The 14,004-nt window shown below is 60.4% G+C and carries 13 protein-coding genes and 1 pseudogene; 10 read left to right on the top strand and 4 right to left on the bottom strand.

Annotated features, from left to right (window positions below):
• The first annotated feature begins 33 nt into the window (after positions 1-33).
• Entirely contained in the window at positions 34-420 is a 387-nt protein-coding gene (locus BM036_RS12380; RefSeq protein WP_091852598.1) for a RidA family protein, read from the top strand.
• Here BM036_RS12380 and BM036_RS12375 read toward each other — a convergent pair.
• Positions 413-1,297, bottom strand: coding sequence for an NAD-dependent epimerase/dehydratase family protein (locus tag BM036_RS12375; protein ID WP_091852595.1), 885 nt, complete (start codon positions 1,295-1,297; stop codon positions 413-415). The two genes, BM036_RS12380 and BM036_RS12375, sit on opposite strands and share 8 nt — an antisense overlap.
• Before the next feature lie 52 nt (positions 1,298-1,349).
• On the opposite strand from BM036_RS12375, the gene BM036_RS12370 reads away from it, so the two are divergent.
• The 3 genes from BM036_RS12370 to BM036_RS12360 all read left to right on the top strand — a co-directional run bounded on the left by BM036_RS12370 (position 1,350) and on the right by BM036_RS12360 (position 5,871).
• Complete coding sequence (locus tag BM036_RS12370; protein WP_091852592.1) at positions 1,350-2,306, top strand: hydrogen peroxide-inducible genes activator; 957 nt, start codon at positions 1,350-1,352, stop codon at positions 2,304-2,306.
• Between the two features lie 10 nt (positions 2,307-2,316).
• Positions 2,317-4,392, top strand: a complete 2,076-nt coding sequence (gene recG / locus BM036_RS12365) for an ATP-dependent DNA helicase RecG (protein ID WP_091852589.1) — start codon at positions 2,317-2,319, stop codon at positions 4,390-4,392.
• Between the two features lie 111 nt (positions 4,393-4,503).
• On the top strand, positions 4,504-5,871 hold the full coding sequence (locus BM036_RS12360; RefSeq protein ID WP_091852586.1) for an aminoacyl-tRNA deacylase and HDOD domain-containing protein: 1,368 nt from the start codon (positions 4,504-4,506) through the stop codon (positions 5,869-5,871).
• 295 nt (positions 5,872-6,166) lie between these two features.
• On the opposite strand, the gene BM036_RS12355 is transcribed toward BM036_RS12360, so the two are convergent.
• Positions 6,167-6,625 carry a DUF2489 domain-containing protein gene (locus tag BM036_RS12355; protein WP_091852583.1) on the bottom strand — a complete coding sequence of 153 codons (459 nt, stop codon included), beginning with the start codon at positions 6,623-6,625 and terminating at the stop codon, positions 6,167-6,169.
• Between the two features lie 179 nt (positions 6,626-6,804).
• On the opposite strand from BM036_RS12355, the gene BM036_RS12350 reads away from it, so the two are divergent.
• The 4 genes from BM036_RS12350 to BM036_RS12335 all read left to right on the top strand — a co-directional run bounded on the left by BM036_RS12350 (position 6,805) and on the right by BM036_RS12335 (position 10,799).
• Entirely contained in the window at positions 6,805-7,503 is a 699-nt protein-coding gene (locus tag BM036_RS12350) for a lipase secretion chaperone (RefSeq protein ID WP_091852580.1), read from the top strand.
• Positions 7,500-9,083 carry an apolipoprotein N-acyltransferase gene (gene lnt, locus BM036_RS12345; protein WP_091852577.1) on the top strand — a complete coding sequence of 528 codons (1,584 nt, stop codon included), beginning with the start codon at positions 7,500-7,502 and terminating at the stop codon, positions 9,081-9,083. Before BM036_RS12350 ends, lnt begins: the two co-directional genes overlap by 4 nt.
• A 223-nt stretch (positions 9,084-9,306) precedes the next feature.
• Positions 9,307-9,975, top strand: a complete 669-nt coding sequence (locus tag BM036_RS12340) for an SGNH/GDSL hydrolase family protein (RefSeq protein WP_091852574.1) — start codon at positions 9,307-9,309, stop codon at positions 9,973-9,975.
• 29 nt (positions 9,976-10,004) lie between these two features.
• Positions 10,005-10,799: a formylglycine-generating enzyme family protein gene (locus BM036_RS12335; RefSeq protein ID WP_143066608.1), complete on the top strand. Its 795-nt coding sequence runs from the start codon at positions 10,005-10,007 to the stop codon at positions 10,797-10,799.
• 29 nt (positions 10,800-10,828) lie between these two features.
• Here BM036_RS12335 and BM036_RS12330 read toward each other — a convergent pair whose 3' ends face one another.
• Positions 10,829-11,896 carry a lipase secretion chaperone gene (locus tag BM036_RS12330; protein WP_091852568.1) on the bottom strand — a complete coding sequence of 356 codons (1,068 nt, stop codon included), beginning with the start codon at positions 11,894-11,896 and terminating at the stop codon, positions 10,829-10,831.
• A gap of 273 nt (positions 11,897-12,169) precedes the next feature.
• On the opposite strand from BM036_RS12330, the gene BM036_RS12325 reads away from it, so the two are divergent.
• Positions 12,170-12,937 (top strand): glutamine amidotransferase, encoded by a 768-nt coding sequence (locus BM036_RS12325; protein ID WP_091852565.1) that lies wholly within the window; start codon positions 12,170-12,172, stop codon positions 12,935-12,937.
• 207 nt (positions 12,938-13,144) lie between these two features.
• Positions 13,145-13,256: pseudogene (locus BM036_RS20545) on the top strand (IS66 family transposase); the annotation flags it as partial.
• A gap of 442 nt (positions 13,257-13,698) precedes the next feature.
• On the opposite strand, the gene BM036_RS12315 reads toward BM036_RS20545, so the two are convergent.
• On the bottom strand, positions 13,699-14,004 hold a 306-nt coding region (locus BM036_RS12315; RefSeq protein WP_143066605.1), incomplete at its 5' end, for an IS3 family transposase.

The raw sequence follows: 14,004 nt of genomic DNA, 5'->3' as shown, positions 1-14,004 counted from the left end.
ATTCTTTTAACCGCAACGCAGGATTCACCTGACATGAGCAACAAGTCCATCATCCAGACTGATGCCGCCCCGGAAGCCATCGGTACCTATTCACAGGCCGTAAAGGCCGGCGATACCGTGTACCTGTCTGGTCAGATTCCGCTGGACCCGGAAACCATGGAAGTGGTCGCCGGCGATTTTGCTGACAAGACCCGTCGCGTATTCGAGAACCTGAAAGCCGTTTGTGAGGCTGCTGGCGGTAGTCTGCAGGACATCGTCAAGCTGAACATCTACATGACTGACCTTGCCAACTTTGCCACTGTCAACGAAGTCATGGCCACCTATTTCCAGGAGCCGTACCCGGCCCGTGCTGCCATCGGCGTCGCCGGCCTGCCCAAGGGCGTACCGGTGGAAATGGACGCTGTCATGGTGATCAGCTGACGCGACCGTTTCTGATCGCTTCGATCATCGGTCGGTAACCGCTGCGGAAATCCGGGTAGGTGAAGCTGAAGCCCGTTGCCAGCAGGCGCTGATTGTCGCAGCGTTTACTGCCGCCGCGACCACCCCGGCGGCCATCGCCCCGGGGTGGTTGACACGGAAGTTGCTGGCGAATCCAGGCCACCACGTCGTCCAGTCTGGCTGGCTCGCAATCGCTGGCCAGGTAACAATTTTCCAGGCTCTTTCCTTCCAGTGCCCGTTGCACCAGGTGCACGCAGGCGGCCATCGCATCCTGCTCATGAATGCGGTTTGTGTATGGGCCCGGTGAATCAGGGTTGAGCTCTCCCGCCATTACTGATTCGAGGAAGCGCCCCCGGCCTGGGCCATAAATTCCGCTGAAGCGAATGATCGTGGCGGGCACGCCACTGTCCAGCGCCAGTTGTTCCCCCTCCAGAACCCGCTGACCGCTGAACCGCCTGGGGGCAACCGGGCTGGTCTCGTCCACCTGCGAGTCATCGTCCTGGCCATACACGCTGGTACTGCTGATAAAGAACAGCCGCTTGAGCTTGCTGGTATCCGTTACCGCCAGCAAGTTGGCAAGGCCGTCCACGTAGGCGGCCCTGTAACCCGCGTCATCATAGGTAGACGGGGTCAGGCAGTAGATCAGGATATCAGGCGCTTCTGGCACAACCTTCGCCAGGGATGGCCTGTCCATCAGGTCTGCTGGCGCCGGGTGAACGCCCTTGGGTATGGCGCTGGCGGTACGGCGAATTCCCCATACCTCGGACGTAGCGGTCAGGGCACTCGCAATAGTGCCTCCAAGTGAACCACAGCCGGCAACCAGGACATGGGGGCGGGACTGGTCTGCAGAGATTGCCATAGTCAATTTCAATCCTTATGCTTGAGCTCATAAAGAGCAATTGGAGCCTGTCATGACCCTGACCGAACTACGTTACATCGTCACACTTGCCAGGGAAAAGCATTTCGGGCGGGCCGCCGAGCGCTGTCATGTCAGCCAGCCGACCCTCAGTGTTGCGGTCAAGAAGCTCGAAGAGGAGCTGGGTGTTCCCCTCTTTGAACGCAGCAAAAGCAGCATCCGTGTTACCGAGACCGGCCAGCGTATTATCGAGCAGGCTCAGCGGGTGCTGGACCAGGTCGGCGTCATCCGTGACATGGCCCAGGACGGCAAGAACCAGCTCAACTCGCCGTTGCGCGTCGGCGCTATCTACACTATCGGTCCGTACCTGTTCCCACACCTGCTGCCCGAGCTGCGCAGGGCCGCGCCGGACATGCCGCTGTACATTGAAGAGAACTATACCGGTAATCTGCGCCAGAAGCTTCGCCAGTCCGAGCTGGACGCCATCATCATTGCGCTGCCGTTCGAAGAGCCGGAGGTCGTGACCTTGCCCCTGTATGACGAGCCGTTCGTTATCCTGCTGCCGGGTGGTCATCCGCTGGCCAGGGAATCGGCACTGACCGCCGAGCAGCTCGCTGGTGAGCAGTTGCTGCTGCTCGGGCCGGGGCACTGTTTCCGCGACCAGGTGCTGGAATCCTGTCCGCCGCTGGTGGAAACCGTTACCGAGCGACAGGCCACGGGCCCGACCCTGGTCACTGAAGGCAGTTCCCTGGAGACCATTCGGCATATGGTCGCCTCGGGCCTGGGTATTACCGTGTTGCCGCTGTCGGCGGCGACGTCCATGCCCTACGATGAGGACATCCTCGCTGTCCGGCCATTCGCGCCCCCGGTACCTTTCCGCACCGTTGCCCTGGCATGGCGGGTAACTTTCCCGCGCCCGAAAGCCATTGATGTGTTGTCATTGGCTGCCAGCCAGTGCCGCGTTATCGAGAAAGCGGAGAAGCAAAAGCCGGCCCTGGCCGCCGGCGGCTGACGGTCGACCGATGGCGTCACTGGAAGACTTGCCCGTCACCACCCTCAAGGGGGTCGGTAATGCGCTCGCCGGCACCCTGGCAAGGCTGGGCATTACTTCCCTGCAGGACCTGCTGTTTCATTTGCCGCACCGCTATGAGGACCGTACCCGTGTAATCCCCATGGGCAGTTTGCGACTGGGGGACACCGGGGTGGTGGAAGGTACGGTCATGCGGGCGGATATGGTCATGGGCCGCAGGCGCAGCCTGCAGGTGACGCTCAGGGACGACAGCGGTTTCCTGGTCATGCGCTTTTTCCATTTTTCCGCAGCCCAGAAGAACCAGCTGACCGAAGGCGTGCGGGTGCGGTGTTATGGCGAGGTGCGCCCTGGCCGGGCCGGGTTCGAGTTCTACCATCCTGAGTACCAGGTTAATCCGCCGGCAATGCCCCCGCCCGGGGAGGCCACGCTGACACCGGTCTATCCCCTGACGGAAGGCATCCAGCAGCCCAGGGTTCGCAGCCTGTGCCGACAGGCCCTGGGCTACCTGAAACGTTACCCCATACCGGATTGGCTGCCACCGTCATTATTGGCCGACTATCAGTTGCCGGATATCACGTCGGCGGTGGCGCTTGTCCACGCACCACCGGCGGATGCCCCCGTCCACCTGCTGATGGAGGGTCGTCACCCGGCGCAGCAACGGCTGGTGATGGAAGAGTTGCTGGCCCATCAGTTGAGTCTGTTGCTGGTCCGTCAACAGATTCAGCAACGGCAGGCGCTGCCATTGCTTCCTGGAGGCGACCTGACGGAGCGTTTTCTTGACCAGCTGCCGTTCAGCCTGACACCGGCACAGGCCCGGGTGGTTGCGGATATCCGCCAGGATCTGAGCCAACCGTTACCCATGCTTCGCCTGGTTCAGGGGGACGTGGGTTCCGGCAAGACCGTGGTTGCTGCGCTGGCGGCCCTGCAGGCCATCGGTGCGGGCGCCCAGGTAGCCCTGATGGCGCCCACCGAGATCCTGGCCGAGCAGCACTACCAGAATTTCCGTCAATGGCTGGAGCCACTGGGGCTGGAAATGGTCTGGTTATCCGGCAAGGTCAAGGGCAAGGCCCGTACGGAAGCCCTGGGTCGACTGGCGGAAGGGAAAGCCAGGCTGATTATCGGTACCCATGCGCTGTTCCAGGGTGATGTATTGTTTGAACGCCTGGGCCTTGTGATTATCGATGAACAGCACCGGTTCGGGGTCCACCAGCGCCTGGCGCTGAGGGACAAGGGAGCAGAGGGGCAACGGGCTCCCCATCAGCTGATCATGACTGCAACCCCCATTCCCCGCACGCTGGCCATGAGTGCCTATGCGGACCTGGACACCTCCGTAATCGATGAATTGCCGCCGGGACGCAAACCCATTGAAACCATAGTGATCCAGGATAGCCGTCGGGACGAAGTGATAGAGCGGGTTCGCAAGGCCTGTCAGTCTGGCCGTCAGGCCTACTGGGTCTGTACCCTGATCGAGGAGTCTGAGGCCCTGCAGTGCCAGGCAGCGGAAGTGACCGCCGAAAGCCTGCAGGAGCGATTGCCGGAGCTGAGGGTGGGGCTGGTGCATGGTCGCCTGAAGGCAGCCGACAAGGCGGCCGTCATGGACCGCTTCAAGGAAGGTGAGCTGGACCTGCTGGTGGCTACGACCGTCATCGAAGTGGGTGTCGACGTGCCCAATGCATCACTGATCATTGTGGAGAATCCTGAGCGTCTGGGGCTGGCACAGTTGCACCAGTTGCGTGGCCGGGTAGGGCGTGGTGAGCAGGCCAGTTTCTGCGTGCTCATGTATCAGGCGCCCCTGTCGCAGAACGGTCGGGCCCGATTACAGGCCCTGCGGGACAGCCAGGACGGGTTTGTGATCGCGGAAAAGGACCTGGAAATACGTGGCCCCGGAGAAGTACTGGGTACCCGCCAGACCGGCATGATGCAGTTTCGGCTGGCAGACTTTGAACGCGACCGTGACTGGATCGAGAGTGTCCGCACTATGGCGCCGTCTGTTATGAAAGATACCCGTGCCACCGAGGCGTTGGTGCGCCGCTGGCTGGGCGAGCGGGTTCGTTATGGTGACGTCTGAATCTACGGCGGTACAGAATCGTTACTGAATTGACCAAACCGGTCTGCTTTCCGGCTCACTTTGAGCCACACTGAAAAGCAGGTCCACAACGATTTTTTACAGGAGAACAAAATGGAGATGTCCGGTGCTGTCCGGAAGCTTCTGAACGAGGCCGCCATCGTGACTGAAGCCGAGGCCTCGGGTGCGCCAGCACCGGGTGTTCGGTTACGAATGGTGTTACTGGGGGACAACCAGGGCCAGCTGCAGGTGATCTGCTGCCATGACGACCTGCTGGACCTGGTGGGTCTGAACAAGCAATTGGGGCGTGAGCTCCGGCTGGTCTCCCGTGCCGATTACACACGTCTGCTGCGTCCGACCGGGTTGGAGGGGCTGCCTGCCTTGCCAGGGCTGACCGGCTGGCCAACCCTGATAGACAGCCGTGTTGCCGGCGCCGGGCGCCTGGTGATCGAACCAGTGGGGCGGGATGCCCGCCTAACCCTTGACCAGGCAGAGTTCCGGACGCTGGCTGGTCAACCGGAAGAGCGTTCGTTCTGTGTTCCCCTGGCAGAGATAGATGCTGTACCACGGACGCCTGAAAGGGACCAGGAACAGGTTTTCTCGGCGATACAGCGTTTTACCGGGCTACGAATCCGCCAGAGGCTGGAAGATACCCTGGAGTTACCTCCCCTGCCAGAAACCGCGCAGCGGATCATCCATTTGCGGGTTAACCCCAATGCCAATATGGGTGACCTGGTGGATATCGTCGAAAGCGACCCGAGCCTTGCGGCCCAGGTGGTCAGCTGGGCCTCATCGTCCTTCTATGCCGCAGCAGGCCAGGTTCGTTCCGTCCACGATGCGGTTTCCCGCATCCTTGGTTTCGACCTGGTGATGAACCTGGCCATGGGGCTGTCCCTGGGACGCGCGCTGAAACAGCCTGACGACCAGCCAAGAGGGTTTGTTGGCTATTGGCAGCAGGCCATATGGCAGGCCCAGGCGGCAGGCATATTGGCGTCGATGATGCCCCGCGGCCAACGCCCGGTTTTCGGGTTAGCCTACCTGGCTGGCCTGCTTCACAACTTCGGTTACCTGGTACTGGCGCAGGTCTTTCCACCGCACTTCCGGCTGGCCTGCCGCAACTGGGAGGTCAATGAGCACATTGACACTTCGGTGGTCGAGCAGCACCTGCTGGGGGTAACCCGGGAGCAACTGGCCGCTGAGCTGATGACTAACTGGGGCATGCCCGATGAGGTGGTCGTGGCGCTGAGATACCAGAAAAGCCTCGACTATCAGGGCCCGCATGACAGCTACCCGCGCCTGTTGTGGCTGGGACGCCAGCTGCTCAATGAACGGGGGTTGGAAATCGGCGCAAGGACTCCGATTCCCGAAGCGCTCTATACCGAGCTGGGCCTAGACCCGGAGAAGGTCGGGCGAGAGTTTGATGACCTGGTGGCGTCGAAGGATGTGGTGACTGCGATGGCCGGGATGATGAGCAATAGCTGAGTCGTTATTCTGCGCACAAAAAAGCCGGCCCGAAGGCCGGCAAGCTCACCCGCTTGTTGCAGATCAGGGTACGCTCGAGTCTTGCGTACCAACTACCTCTTCGCTCCGGACTGCGTTGCTCGGCTGTTTCAGGGGTCTGATTAAACTTTAGTCGACTGTCTGGAGTTTGCCCGGAGGATGCCGAATCAGGAGTGCGTACAGTTTGCTATCGGTTACAAATCGCATCAAAGCGTTTGATTTCGCAATAGCTTTACGTGCAGCGTTGTTACAAAAAATTACAAAATAATGTCAGAGCTTAGTCGAAATTGTGGTGCCGGATAGCGGTAGCGGCACGACGTATCGCGTCAGCATGCTGTTTTTCAAGGGCGAATCGCTCTTCATCCATCTTGCGCACGAAGTGGCTATCGGTCTGTTGCCGGGCCCGGTGGGTCGGCATGTGCTGTATGCTGTCATGGATCTCCAGGAACACCTGGTAAGGGGTTTGCTCGAGCAGGTCCGGCGCGACATGGTCCAGCAGCCCCTTGATACGCAGGCAGGCCTCAGAGTACTCCACCTGGTTTTCCTCGATGGCCATCGCAAGGATGCGGATACTTTCGACCATGTTTTGCCGTCGCTCGGCCTGGAAGGCCCGTTGTCGCGCCTGCTGCCTCCGGTGTTCGCGGAGCTGGCTCGCACGTCTGGTGATAAAGACCAGCAACACGACAATAGCCACCACGCCAAGGGCGATCAGACTCCATTGCAACCATTGGGGCATACACAGGCTCCGGTGAAGAAACGTCAGCAGACAGTGTAACGGATTTGACAGCCCTTGCGGCGGCTACGAAGTGGTCAGGCCTGTGAACTTCATCATCCCGGTAAGCCTTACTGAGTGGTTATGATGACGAGTCAGGGTCAGCGTAGAGCGAGCTGATCCCTCGGCGAAAGGACCATGCCATGCCCACCCTACTTCCGACATCACAGGTCACGCTGCGCCGGTTACCTCCGCCGGCCATGCTGACAGTCACCCTGTTACTGGCAGCGTGGCTCATCAATGGCGCAGGCCCGGTGGGGGTCATGGCGCCGGCTGATCCGGGAGCGGGACAGTACATCCGCGCCGAAGCCCTTTCGGACAGCCAGCAGATTGCCTTTGCACCGGTGGATCGGGCCATCCACCGACTGCGGCTGGACGGCAAGGAAAGGCCGGACCAGTTTGAAGCCTATGAAGATGTATTACAGGCGCTTGCGAAATCCTTGCCGGCCGGCCACGGGCAGCAGGCTATGGAGCGAGCGGGCCAGTTGCTTCGGAGCAGTCTCCCGGATGCCGCGGCCAGTGAGCTGATCGCTGTGTTGCCGGATTTTCTGCGCTACCGGCAGTTGGAACAGACATTACCTGAGCTGACCCCGGACGGGCCCCGTACGGCGGAGGCCGCCTGGGTGCAGCTCCGGTTACAGCATGCCCTTCGTCGCTCGGTACTAGGCGAAGCCGTCGCAGATCAACTCTATGGAACAGCCCACCGGATGACAGAAATCCACCTGGTGCGCCGGTTGATCATGCAACGGGAAGACCTGGATGATGCGCAGAAGCAGCATCTGATCCGTAAGCACATGGAGGCCCTGGTGGTGGATCAGGACAGCGTGGGGAGCGAACCATGAGGGAAAGCCCTGGGTCCCGGGGCCTTAGCTGGCAGGCCCTGGGGGCAGTGGCTACCGGCGTCATGTTGGCGATTCCCTATAACTATGCCGGGTTCTATCCACTGACCTGGGTGGCCTTCGTGCCCTTGCTGGTCGCCGTACATGGCCGCTCGGCCCGTACCCATTACGGGCTGGGGCTGCTCTCTGGCATCTCCATGTACCTGGTCGCTACCCCATGGATGGTGGAATTCCTGCAGGTCCTGAAGGACTACGCTTTCATTCCGGCGTTGGCCGGAGCACTACTTTTCTGGCTGTTGACGGCCCAGTTGCAGGCCTTCCTGATGCTCAGCTGGCGATGGGCCCAGCGGCTATCAGGTCAATACGCGCTCTGGTTTTTCCCGGTCCTTGTCATGGCGTTCTTCGGCTGCTTTCCGGTGCTGTTTCCGCTCCAGTTGGGGGAAAGCCAGAGTGCCTTCCTGCCTGCAATTCAGGGCGCAGCCTTTACCGGAGTCTACGGCCTGGACCTGATGATCGGCATCAGCAACGCGCTGGTGACCGCGGGCGTTCTGCGGGTCATGGGGCGTCATACCGGAATTGAGGGTCGCTATGGCAAGGCTGTTGCCATGGCAGGTGTGGCGGCGCTGGCTGCCTGGCTGGGGTATGGCTGGTGGGCGGTGGATCACTGGGATCGCCAGGTGGGCACCTGGCCAACGCTTGCTGTGGGGCTGGTCCAGTCCAATGAAACCCCAAGCGCCTCCGTACCGGATCCGGAACCGGGTTACGGGCGGGCCTGGCCTCCGGAAATGGCCCTGAGTGGCAAATTGGCAGCAGCCGGTGCGGAGGTGATCCTGTGGCCGGAGACCCGGTACAAGGGGTATTTCGAGGTTGACCATGTGCCCGCAGCCTTCCAGCGTCACGTCGCCCGGCTAGGGGTGCCGCTGGTCTTTCACGACGCCGAGCAGCAGGGCCGGCGCGCCGACTTCCGGGAGTACAATTCGTCCGTTTTCCTGGACGCGCGCGGAGAGCTGGCAGGGCGCTACCGCAAGCACAGACTGGTCGCGTTCGGAGAGACCCTGCCTCTGTCGCGGGAGTTTCCGTGGCTGGTGGGCTGGGCCAGTGATTACCTGGGGGATTTCTTCGCAAACCTGACGCCGGGGTCCGAGCGTGTCAGTTTCCCGGTGGGCGGCGCCAGGCTGGTACCGGCGATCTGTTATGAAAGCGCGTTTCCGGGCCATGTCGCCCGCTCTGTGTCGGCAACCCCGGACAGCCCGCTACTCGTGGTGTTGTCCAATAATGGCTGGTTTGGCGACTCGCGGCAGCCCTGGCAACATGCCGGTGCCACGGTGTTGCGGGCAGTGGAAAATCGCGTTTCCCTTGTGCACGTCATCAACAACGGCCCTTCCACGGTAGTCTCGCCATCGGGCCGACTCCTGGCTGCAACCCCCTTCCGCGAGCGGATCGGAATGGTTGCCGACGTACCCTATACGCCTGCCAGGAAGGCCTTTCGGTCCTGGTTCACGCAGTGGCCGGAGTGGTTCGCGGTAATTTTCCCTGCCTTGGGGCTCGTTGCATTGGTTGCCGTTCGATTCCGTCGCCGTTAGGCCATACCGGACGGATTGCCGTGTTGTGAACCCTGTCCCGTTCGGTCGGGTGTGTCGGCGCGTTGTTGTCCCCGGTCCTGCCGATTTCGCTGGTCGCGTCATAGCCATTGCCAAAGCCCCACCCATACACTTTTCCCTGCCTGAAGCAGTATCCCGTGGGCTGTTTCCCCAGAGGAGCAGCCGCACCAAAGCGCAAATAATACAAGCAGGAGACAAGGTGGTTATGTTCAACAACAACGTAAAACCATTAGGGCTGGCGGTGCTGGCCTCGTGCGTGGCCTTCAACGTGTGGGCCATCGGCGGCGGAGGAGGCTCGAGCGCCGACAAGATGATTGTAGGTGACTCTATTTTCGCCCTGTCTGGCGATATCCATGAATACCTGGAGGGTGACCTTGACGAAAGCATCGATACCTATGCCCGCAGCGGCTGCCAGGTGAACGGCGGGAGCCTGATTTGCAGTAGGCGGTATACCATCCCCAATCAATACGATAATGCGGATAAGGATGGCATCGAAACCGTCATCATGAATGGTGGCGGTAACGACTTCCTCCTCGGTGACGGGGCCGATTGCACCACCCAGTCCTGTGTGGAAGAGGTGCTCGCCGGTATCGAGCAAACCCTTGCGGGCATGTATAACGACATGCGTAACGACGGCATCGACGAGATCATCTTCCTTGGCTATTACAATTTGGGTGACCCGGAGCGTGATCAGATCAATTCGGTCTCAATGGCTTATAAGGCAGAAACCTACCCGCAAATGGGCATCAAGTTTATTGACACACGTCCCGCGTTTGCCGGCAACGAAGCACGTTACATCACCTCTGATGGCATCCATCCCACCGCAGCCGGCTCCCGGGTGTTGGCTGACCTGATCCTGGACACCCTGGACTAGCGCAAGGTGAGGGGCCGGTGTTCTTGCGCTTGTTGATCCCGCCGCGGCGCAGTTGTGCCTTTGCCGGGGCTTTGCTGCTGGCCGGTTATGGCCATGCAGTGGAGCCCCCGCAGTTCACCAACGCCCTGGGTATGACCTTCAACCGGGTGCCTGCTGGCACCTTCTCTATGGGTAGCGCCACCGATGCGCCGGGTCACGAGCCCGACGAACTCCTCCATGAGGTGGTGATCAGCGAGCCCTTCTGGTTGCAGTCAACTCCGGTCACCCGTGGTCAATGGCTTGAACTGGTGGACGGCATGCCCTCCGCGTTTCCGGAATGTGGTGATGAATGCCCCGTGGACGGTCTTCGTTGGACGTGGGTGCAGTGGTACATCAGGGAGCTGAGTGAGTGGGACCCGGACCACGATTACCGGCTACCGACGGAAGCGGAATGGGAGTACGCAGCTCGGGCAGGGACGACCGGCCCCTACCATACCGGTGACTGTCTGGGCCCGGATCAGGCCAACGTTTCCGGTACCTCTGTGTTGTCCGGTTGTGAAGCTTTTCCCCGATCTTCCGGGCCCCGACCGGTTGCCCTTTATAACCCTAACCCCTGGGGTTTTTACGGCATGTCCGGAAACACCTGGGAAATGTGCGCGGACTGGTACGGCCCCTACGGGGAGGGCAGGGTAGTGGACCCGGTGGGCCCTGAAGAAGGAGAGTACAAGGTGCTCAGGGGCGGCAGTTGGCACTTCTCCGCGGTGCACGCCCGGGTGGCCAATCGCTTTATGGCCCGGAACGATATTGCGGGTTTCCGCCTCGTTGCGGTGCCGGAGGCTGAATAACTGGTGCAACCAGCGGGCAGTTCAGATGGTTATCGGACAGCTTCCAGTCTCAGGTGTGGCGGCAGCCAGGCCTCTGCTGCGTCCCGCTCCGACTTTGTAAAGTAGGTGTCCACAAGGCCCTCAATCTGGCGCTGCTTCTCGTCCTCTGCCAGGCCTGCCCTGAGAACGACCTCCCGTTCCTGGTCAAACTGACGGTAGCGGCGCTGCCAATCCTGCGGGTCACTGCCCGCGAGGTCCCTTGCCGCCACCAGTCCCAGGCTTTGTTGCTCCAGGTGGCGGCGGGTCTCATTGGTCAACCCCAACTGTTGCCAACGCTCTCGGTCTGTCCGCAGCTGGCTGGCTATGGCCCCATCGCTGGAATCGACCAGCAGTGTGCCGCGGCGCAGGTCTTCGCGAACCCGTGCAAATGAGTGCCGGCGCGCCTGTTCTGTCAGCGACGGGTCCGAGCGGATGTCTTCCATGGCAATCAGATAGCGCTGGTGGGCGTCTTCACCGGCAAACAGTTGGCTCGCAGCAACGGGATCGATATATTGGCGACGAAGCGCTATGGTGCGTTCCAGACGCTGGTTGGGAGACAGCTCCTGCTGGCTGGACCATTCCGCCTCTGCTTTGGCCAGGTGGCTCCTGTAACGGACGTAGTCGCCGAGTATCTCTGCCGCCTGGGCGCCGGTTTCACCGGCGAGCCCGGCCTGCACATAAAGCTGGAGCTCCTCCAGCATCGCCATATCCACGTTCTCAACGGCCCGGAACGCCTGCTGTAAAGACGCAAGCGCTACCTCGTCCAGCACAAGGTTGCCGTCCTGATCCACGGCAATATTGGCAAGGGCATGCTGAAGGCGGTCCAGCCGGATGTCAGCCGATTCCACAGGGGCTTGCGCTGCTTCGACGGCGTTCTCGGCAGGGAATCGGGCTTCGCCGGGCCGGCTGACAGGCACAGGGGGGTGCCACTGGCTGGGGATTTCCCGGGGCTTTCCGGGAGGTGTCTCTGCTGACGACCAGGTGAGGGTTGGTTCATGGCGATCTGGCCACAGCATCCAGCCGCCAAGGAGCAAGAGCGGAGAGATTGCGGCGATCAGCCACCACCCATCCCGGTTCACTGGTGAATTTCCCTTTGTATGCTCCACACGTTCACCCTGGTTTTGCCATCGGGTTTGCCTGCACCGGTTATCGCGACTGGCATAACCGCCCTCACTTTCCCTGAGTCGTTATCAGGTGATAGTAGGATCCCAGGTGGCGGCTGGCTATGACCTGAGTAACAGTTACGGTACTGAAGCGGACGGTTTCCCGGAAAAGTTCGACGCCCAATATCTCGGCGCGGCGCCAGGTTCGTGCTAGATTGCGGTTTATCGCCACTGGAGGACTGGCACCGTATGCCGAAGATACTGATTTTGAAAACCGGGTCGACCTACCCGGATATCCAGCGGACCGCCGGTGATTTTGACCGGTGGTTCTGCGCCAGGCTTGAATATAAACAGCAGGTGGTTGTGGCTGATGTCACCCGTGAACCGCCCCCGGGCACTCCTTCAGACTGGCAAGGCGTGCTGGTAACCGGTTCCCCCTCAATGGTGACGGACCGAGAGGGTTGGAGTGAACAGACGGCAGAGTGGTTGCGGGAAGCCGTTCGCTTGCAGGTACCGGTTTTAGGTGTGTGTTACGGTCATCAGTTGCTGGCCCAGGCACTTGGCGGGCGTGTCGGGTTCCGCGCCCAGGGACGCGAGTCCGGGACCTTCGAGGTGGCACTGACAGAGGCAGGGCGTCAGGATCCGCTGTTGGGCGGGCTATCTTCACCATTTCCGGCACACCTTACCCATGCCCAGTCAGTATTGGCGCTGCCGCCGGGGGCTGTCTTGCTGGCGAATTCCGAAGGCGAGCCCCACCAGGCATTTCGGGTCGGCGCCAATATCTGGGGTGTCCAGTTCCATCCGGAGTTCAGCGACGCCATCATGACCGCCTACCTGAAAACCCAGGCGCCCCGCCTGGCTGAAGAAGGCCAGGACCCGCAGTACTTGCTCAACGCGGTCCGGGAAACCCCGGAGGCAGCCAGCCTGATCGCCCGGTTCGAAGCCTACGCGTATGCAAGAGACAGGGACGCCCCTGCGCCGGAGGACTCTGCTGGCATTGCGCAAGGTACGTATTGATCCAGTTTTGATTAGCTACGTATATTATCTTCAACAGACATTGCGACGATCTGCATTGTTGTGTTGTTGGACAAGACTTTTTACAGCCGGCGCTTGCCGGCTTTTTTTCGTCTGGAGGTGTTCTTGACCCCATAGTTTGGCCATCTTTTAATACCGAAGTTTGTCCGCTTCCCATTGCGCCTATCAATTGTGTCGTTTTGTTGAGGTGTGCCCATCGACAACAGCTGGGTTGGAAAACAAAATGCGGTCCTGGGCGCTGGGCCGCTCCGACTGGCTGTTCGCCGGTTCACTGAGTAGCGGCCAACTAGCCAGCATTATAAGCCGGGTTTTTCCAACTCTGGATGGACCTAACACGGGGTCAGGGTCATCTCTTCTTAACGGAAGAGAATTAAGTTCGACGTCTCTCCCGAATTTCTGAGAAGATTGATGAGGTAGAGGTTGGTCGAGCGCGATGGAAAGCGTTTCTCTCTCGTCACAAATAAAGCCACCTCCTTAAGCTTTTCCCCACGCTGCTCCTCTGAGAGGAGTGGTAGTAGAGACTCCCCGCTCTCCGATAGTCCTAGCTCCCTGAGCGCATAGTTTAAGCGCCCGACTTCCCGCTGGTTCCCTTTGAACAACTTGCTCTCTTTGGCATAGAGAATTGTCATTTCCATGGCATCTATGCATTTCGCAATGTCTACGTCGTCACGGATCAGGCCAGGAGAAATCACGTTGGTGTGAAACAGGTAGTTGTCCCAAAGGTGACGAAATATCGGTGGGTTCTACCCCGTTTCCACGGACGGTTTTAAAACGGCTGACAACTTCCGATCCTGAACGGCAACTCTACGTCGCATCCTGGGATTGTGGAACCGCTCAATGTAGTCGAATACATCAGCTCGCGCTTCGTTCTGAGTGCGGTAACGCCGGTGGTGGATGCGCTCCCGCTTGAGCATCCCAAAGAACCCCTCGCAGGCGGCATTATCGCCACAATGACCGACCGCACTCATGCTGCTTACCAGGCGGTTGCTGCCGAGATATCGCTGGTAGTCACCGCTGGTGAATTGGCTGCCTCGATCTGAATGCAATAT

The sequence above is a fragment of the Marinobacter segnicrescens genome (assembly GCF_900111555.1).
Lineage (GTDB): Bacteria > Pseudomonadota > Gammaproteobacteria > Pseudomonadales > Oleiphilaceae > Marinobacter > Marinobacter segnicrescens.
This window is presented reverse-complemented; position numbering and strand designations above follow the sequence as displayed.

Coding starts and splice junctions, on each gene's coding strand:
- BM036_RS12380 (WP_091852598.1), top strand. CDS start 34: ATGAGCAACAAGTCCATCATCCAGACTGATGCCGCCCCGGAAGCCATC.
- BM036_RS12375 (WP_091852595.1), bottom strand. CDS start 1,297: ATGGCAATCTCTGCAGACCAGTCCCGCCCCCATGTCCTGGTTGCCGGC.
- BM036_RS12370 (WP_091852592.1), top strand. CDS start 1,350: ATGACCCTGACCGAACTACGTTACATCGTCACACTTGCCAGGGAAAAG.
- recG (WP_091852589.1), top strand. CDS start 2,317: ATGGCGTCACTGGAAGACTTGCCCGTCACCACCCTCAAGGGGGTCGGT.
- BM036_RS12360 (WP_091852586.1), top strand. CDS start 4,504: ATGGAGATGTCCGGTGCTGTCCGGAAGCTTCTGAACGAGGCCGCCATC.
- BM036_RS12355 (WP_091852583.1), bottom strand. CDS start 6,625: ATGCCCCAATGGTTGCAATGGAGTCTGATCGCCCTTGGCGTGGTGGCT.
- BM036_RS12350 (WP_091852580.1), top strand. CDS start 6,805: ATGCCCACCCTACTTCCGACATCACAGGTCACGCTGCGCCGGTTACCT.
- lnt (WP_091852577.1), top strand. CDS start 7,500: ATGAGGGAAAGCCCTGGGTCCCGGGGCCTTAGCTGGCAGGCCCTGGGG.
- BM036_RS12340 (WP_091852574.1), top strand. CDS start 9,307: ATGTTCAACAACAACGTAAAACCATTAGGGCTGGCGGTGCTGGCCTCG.
- BM036_RS12325 (WP_091852565.1), top strand. CDS start 12,170: ATGCCGAAGATACTGATTTTGAAAACCGGGTCGACCTACCCGGATATC.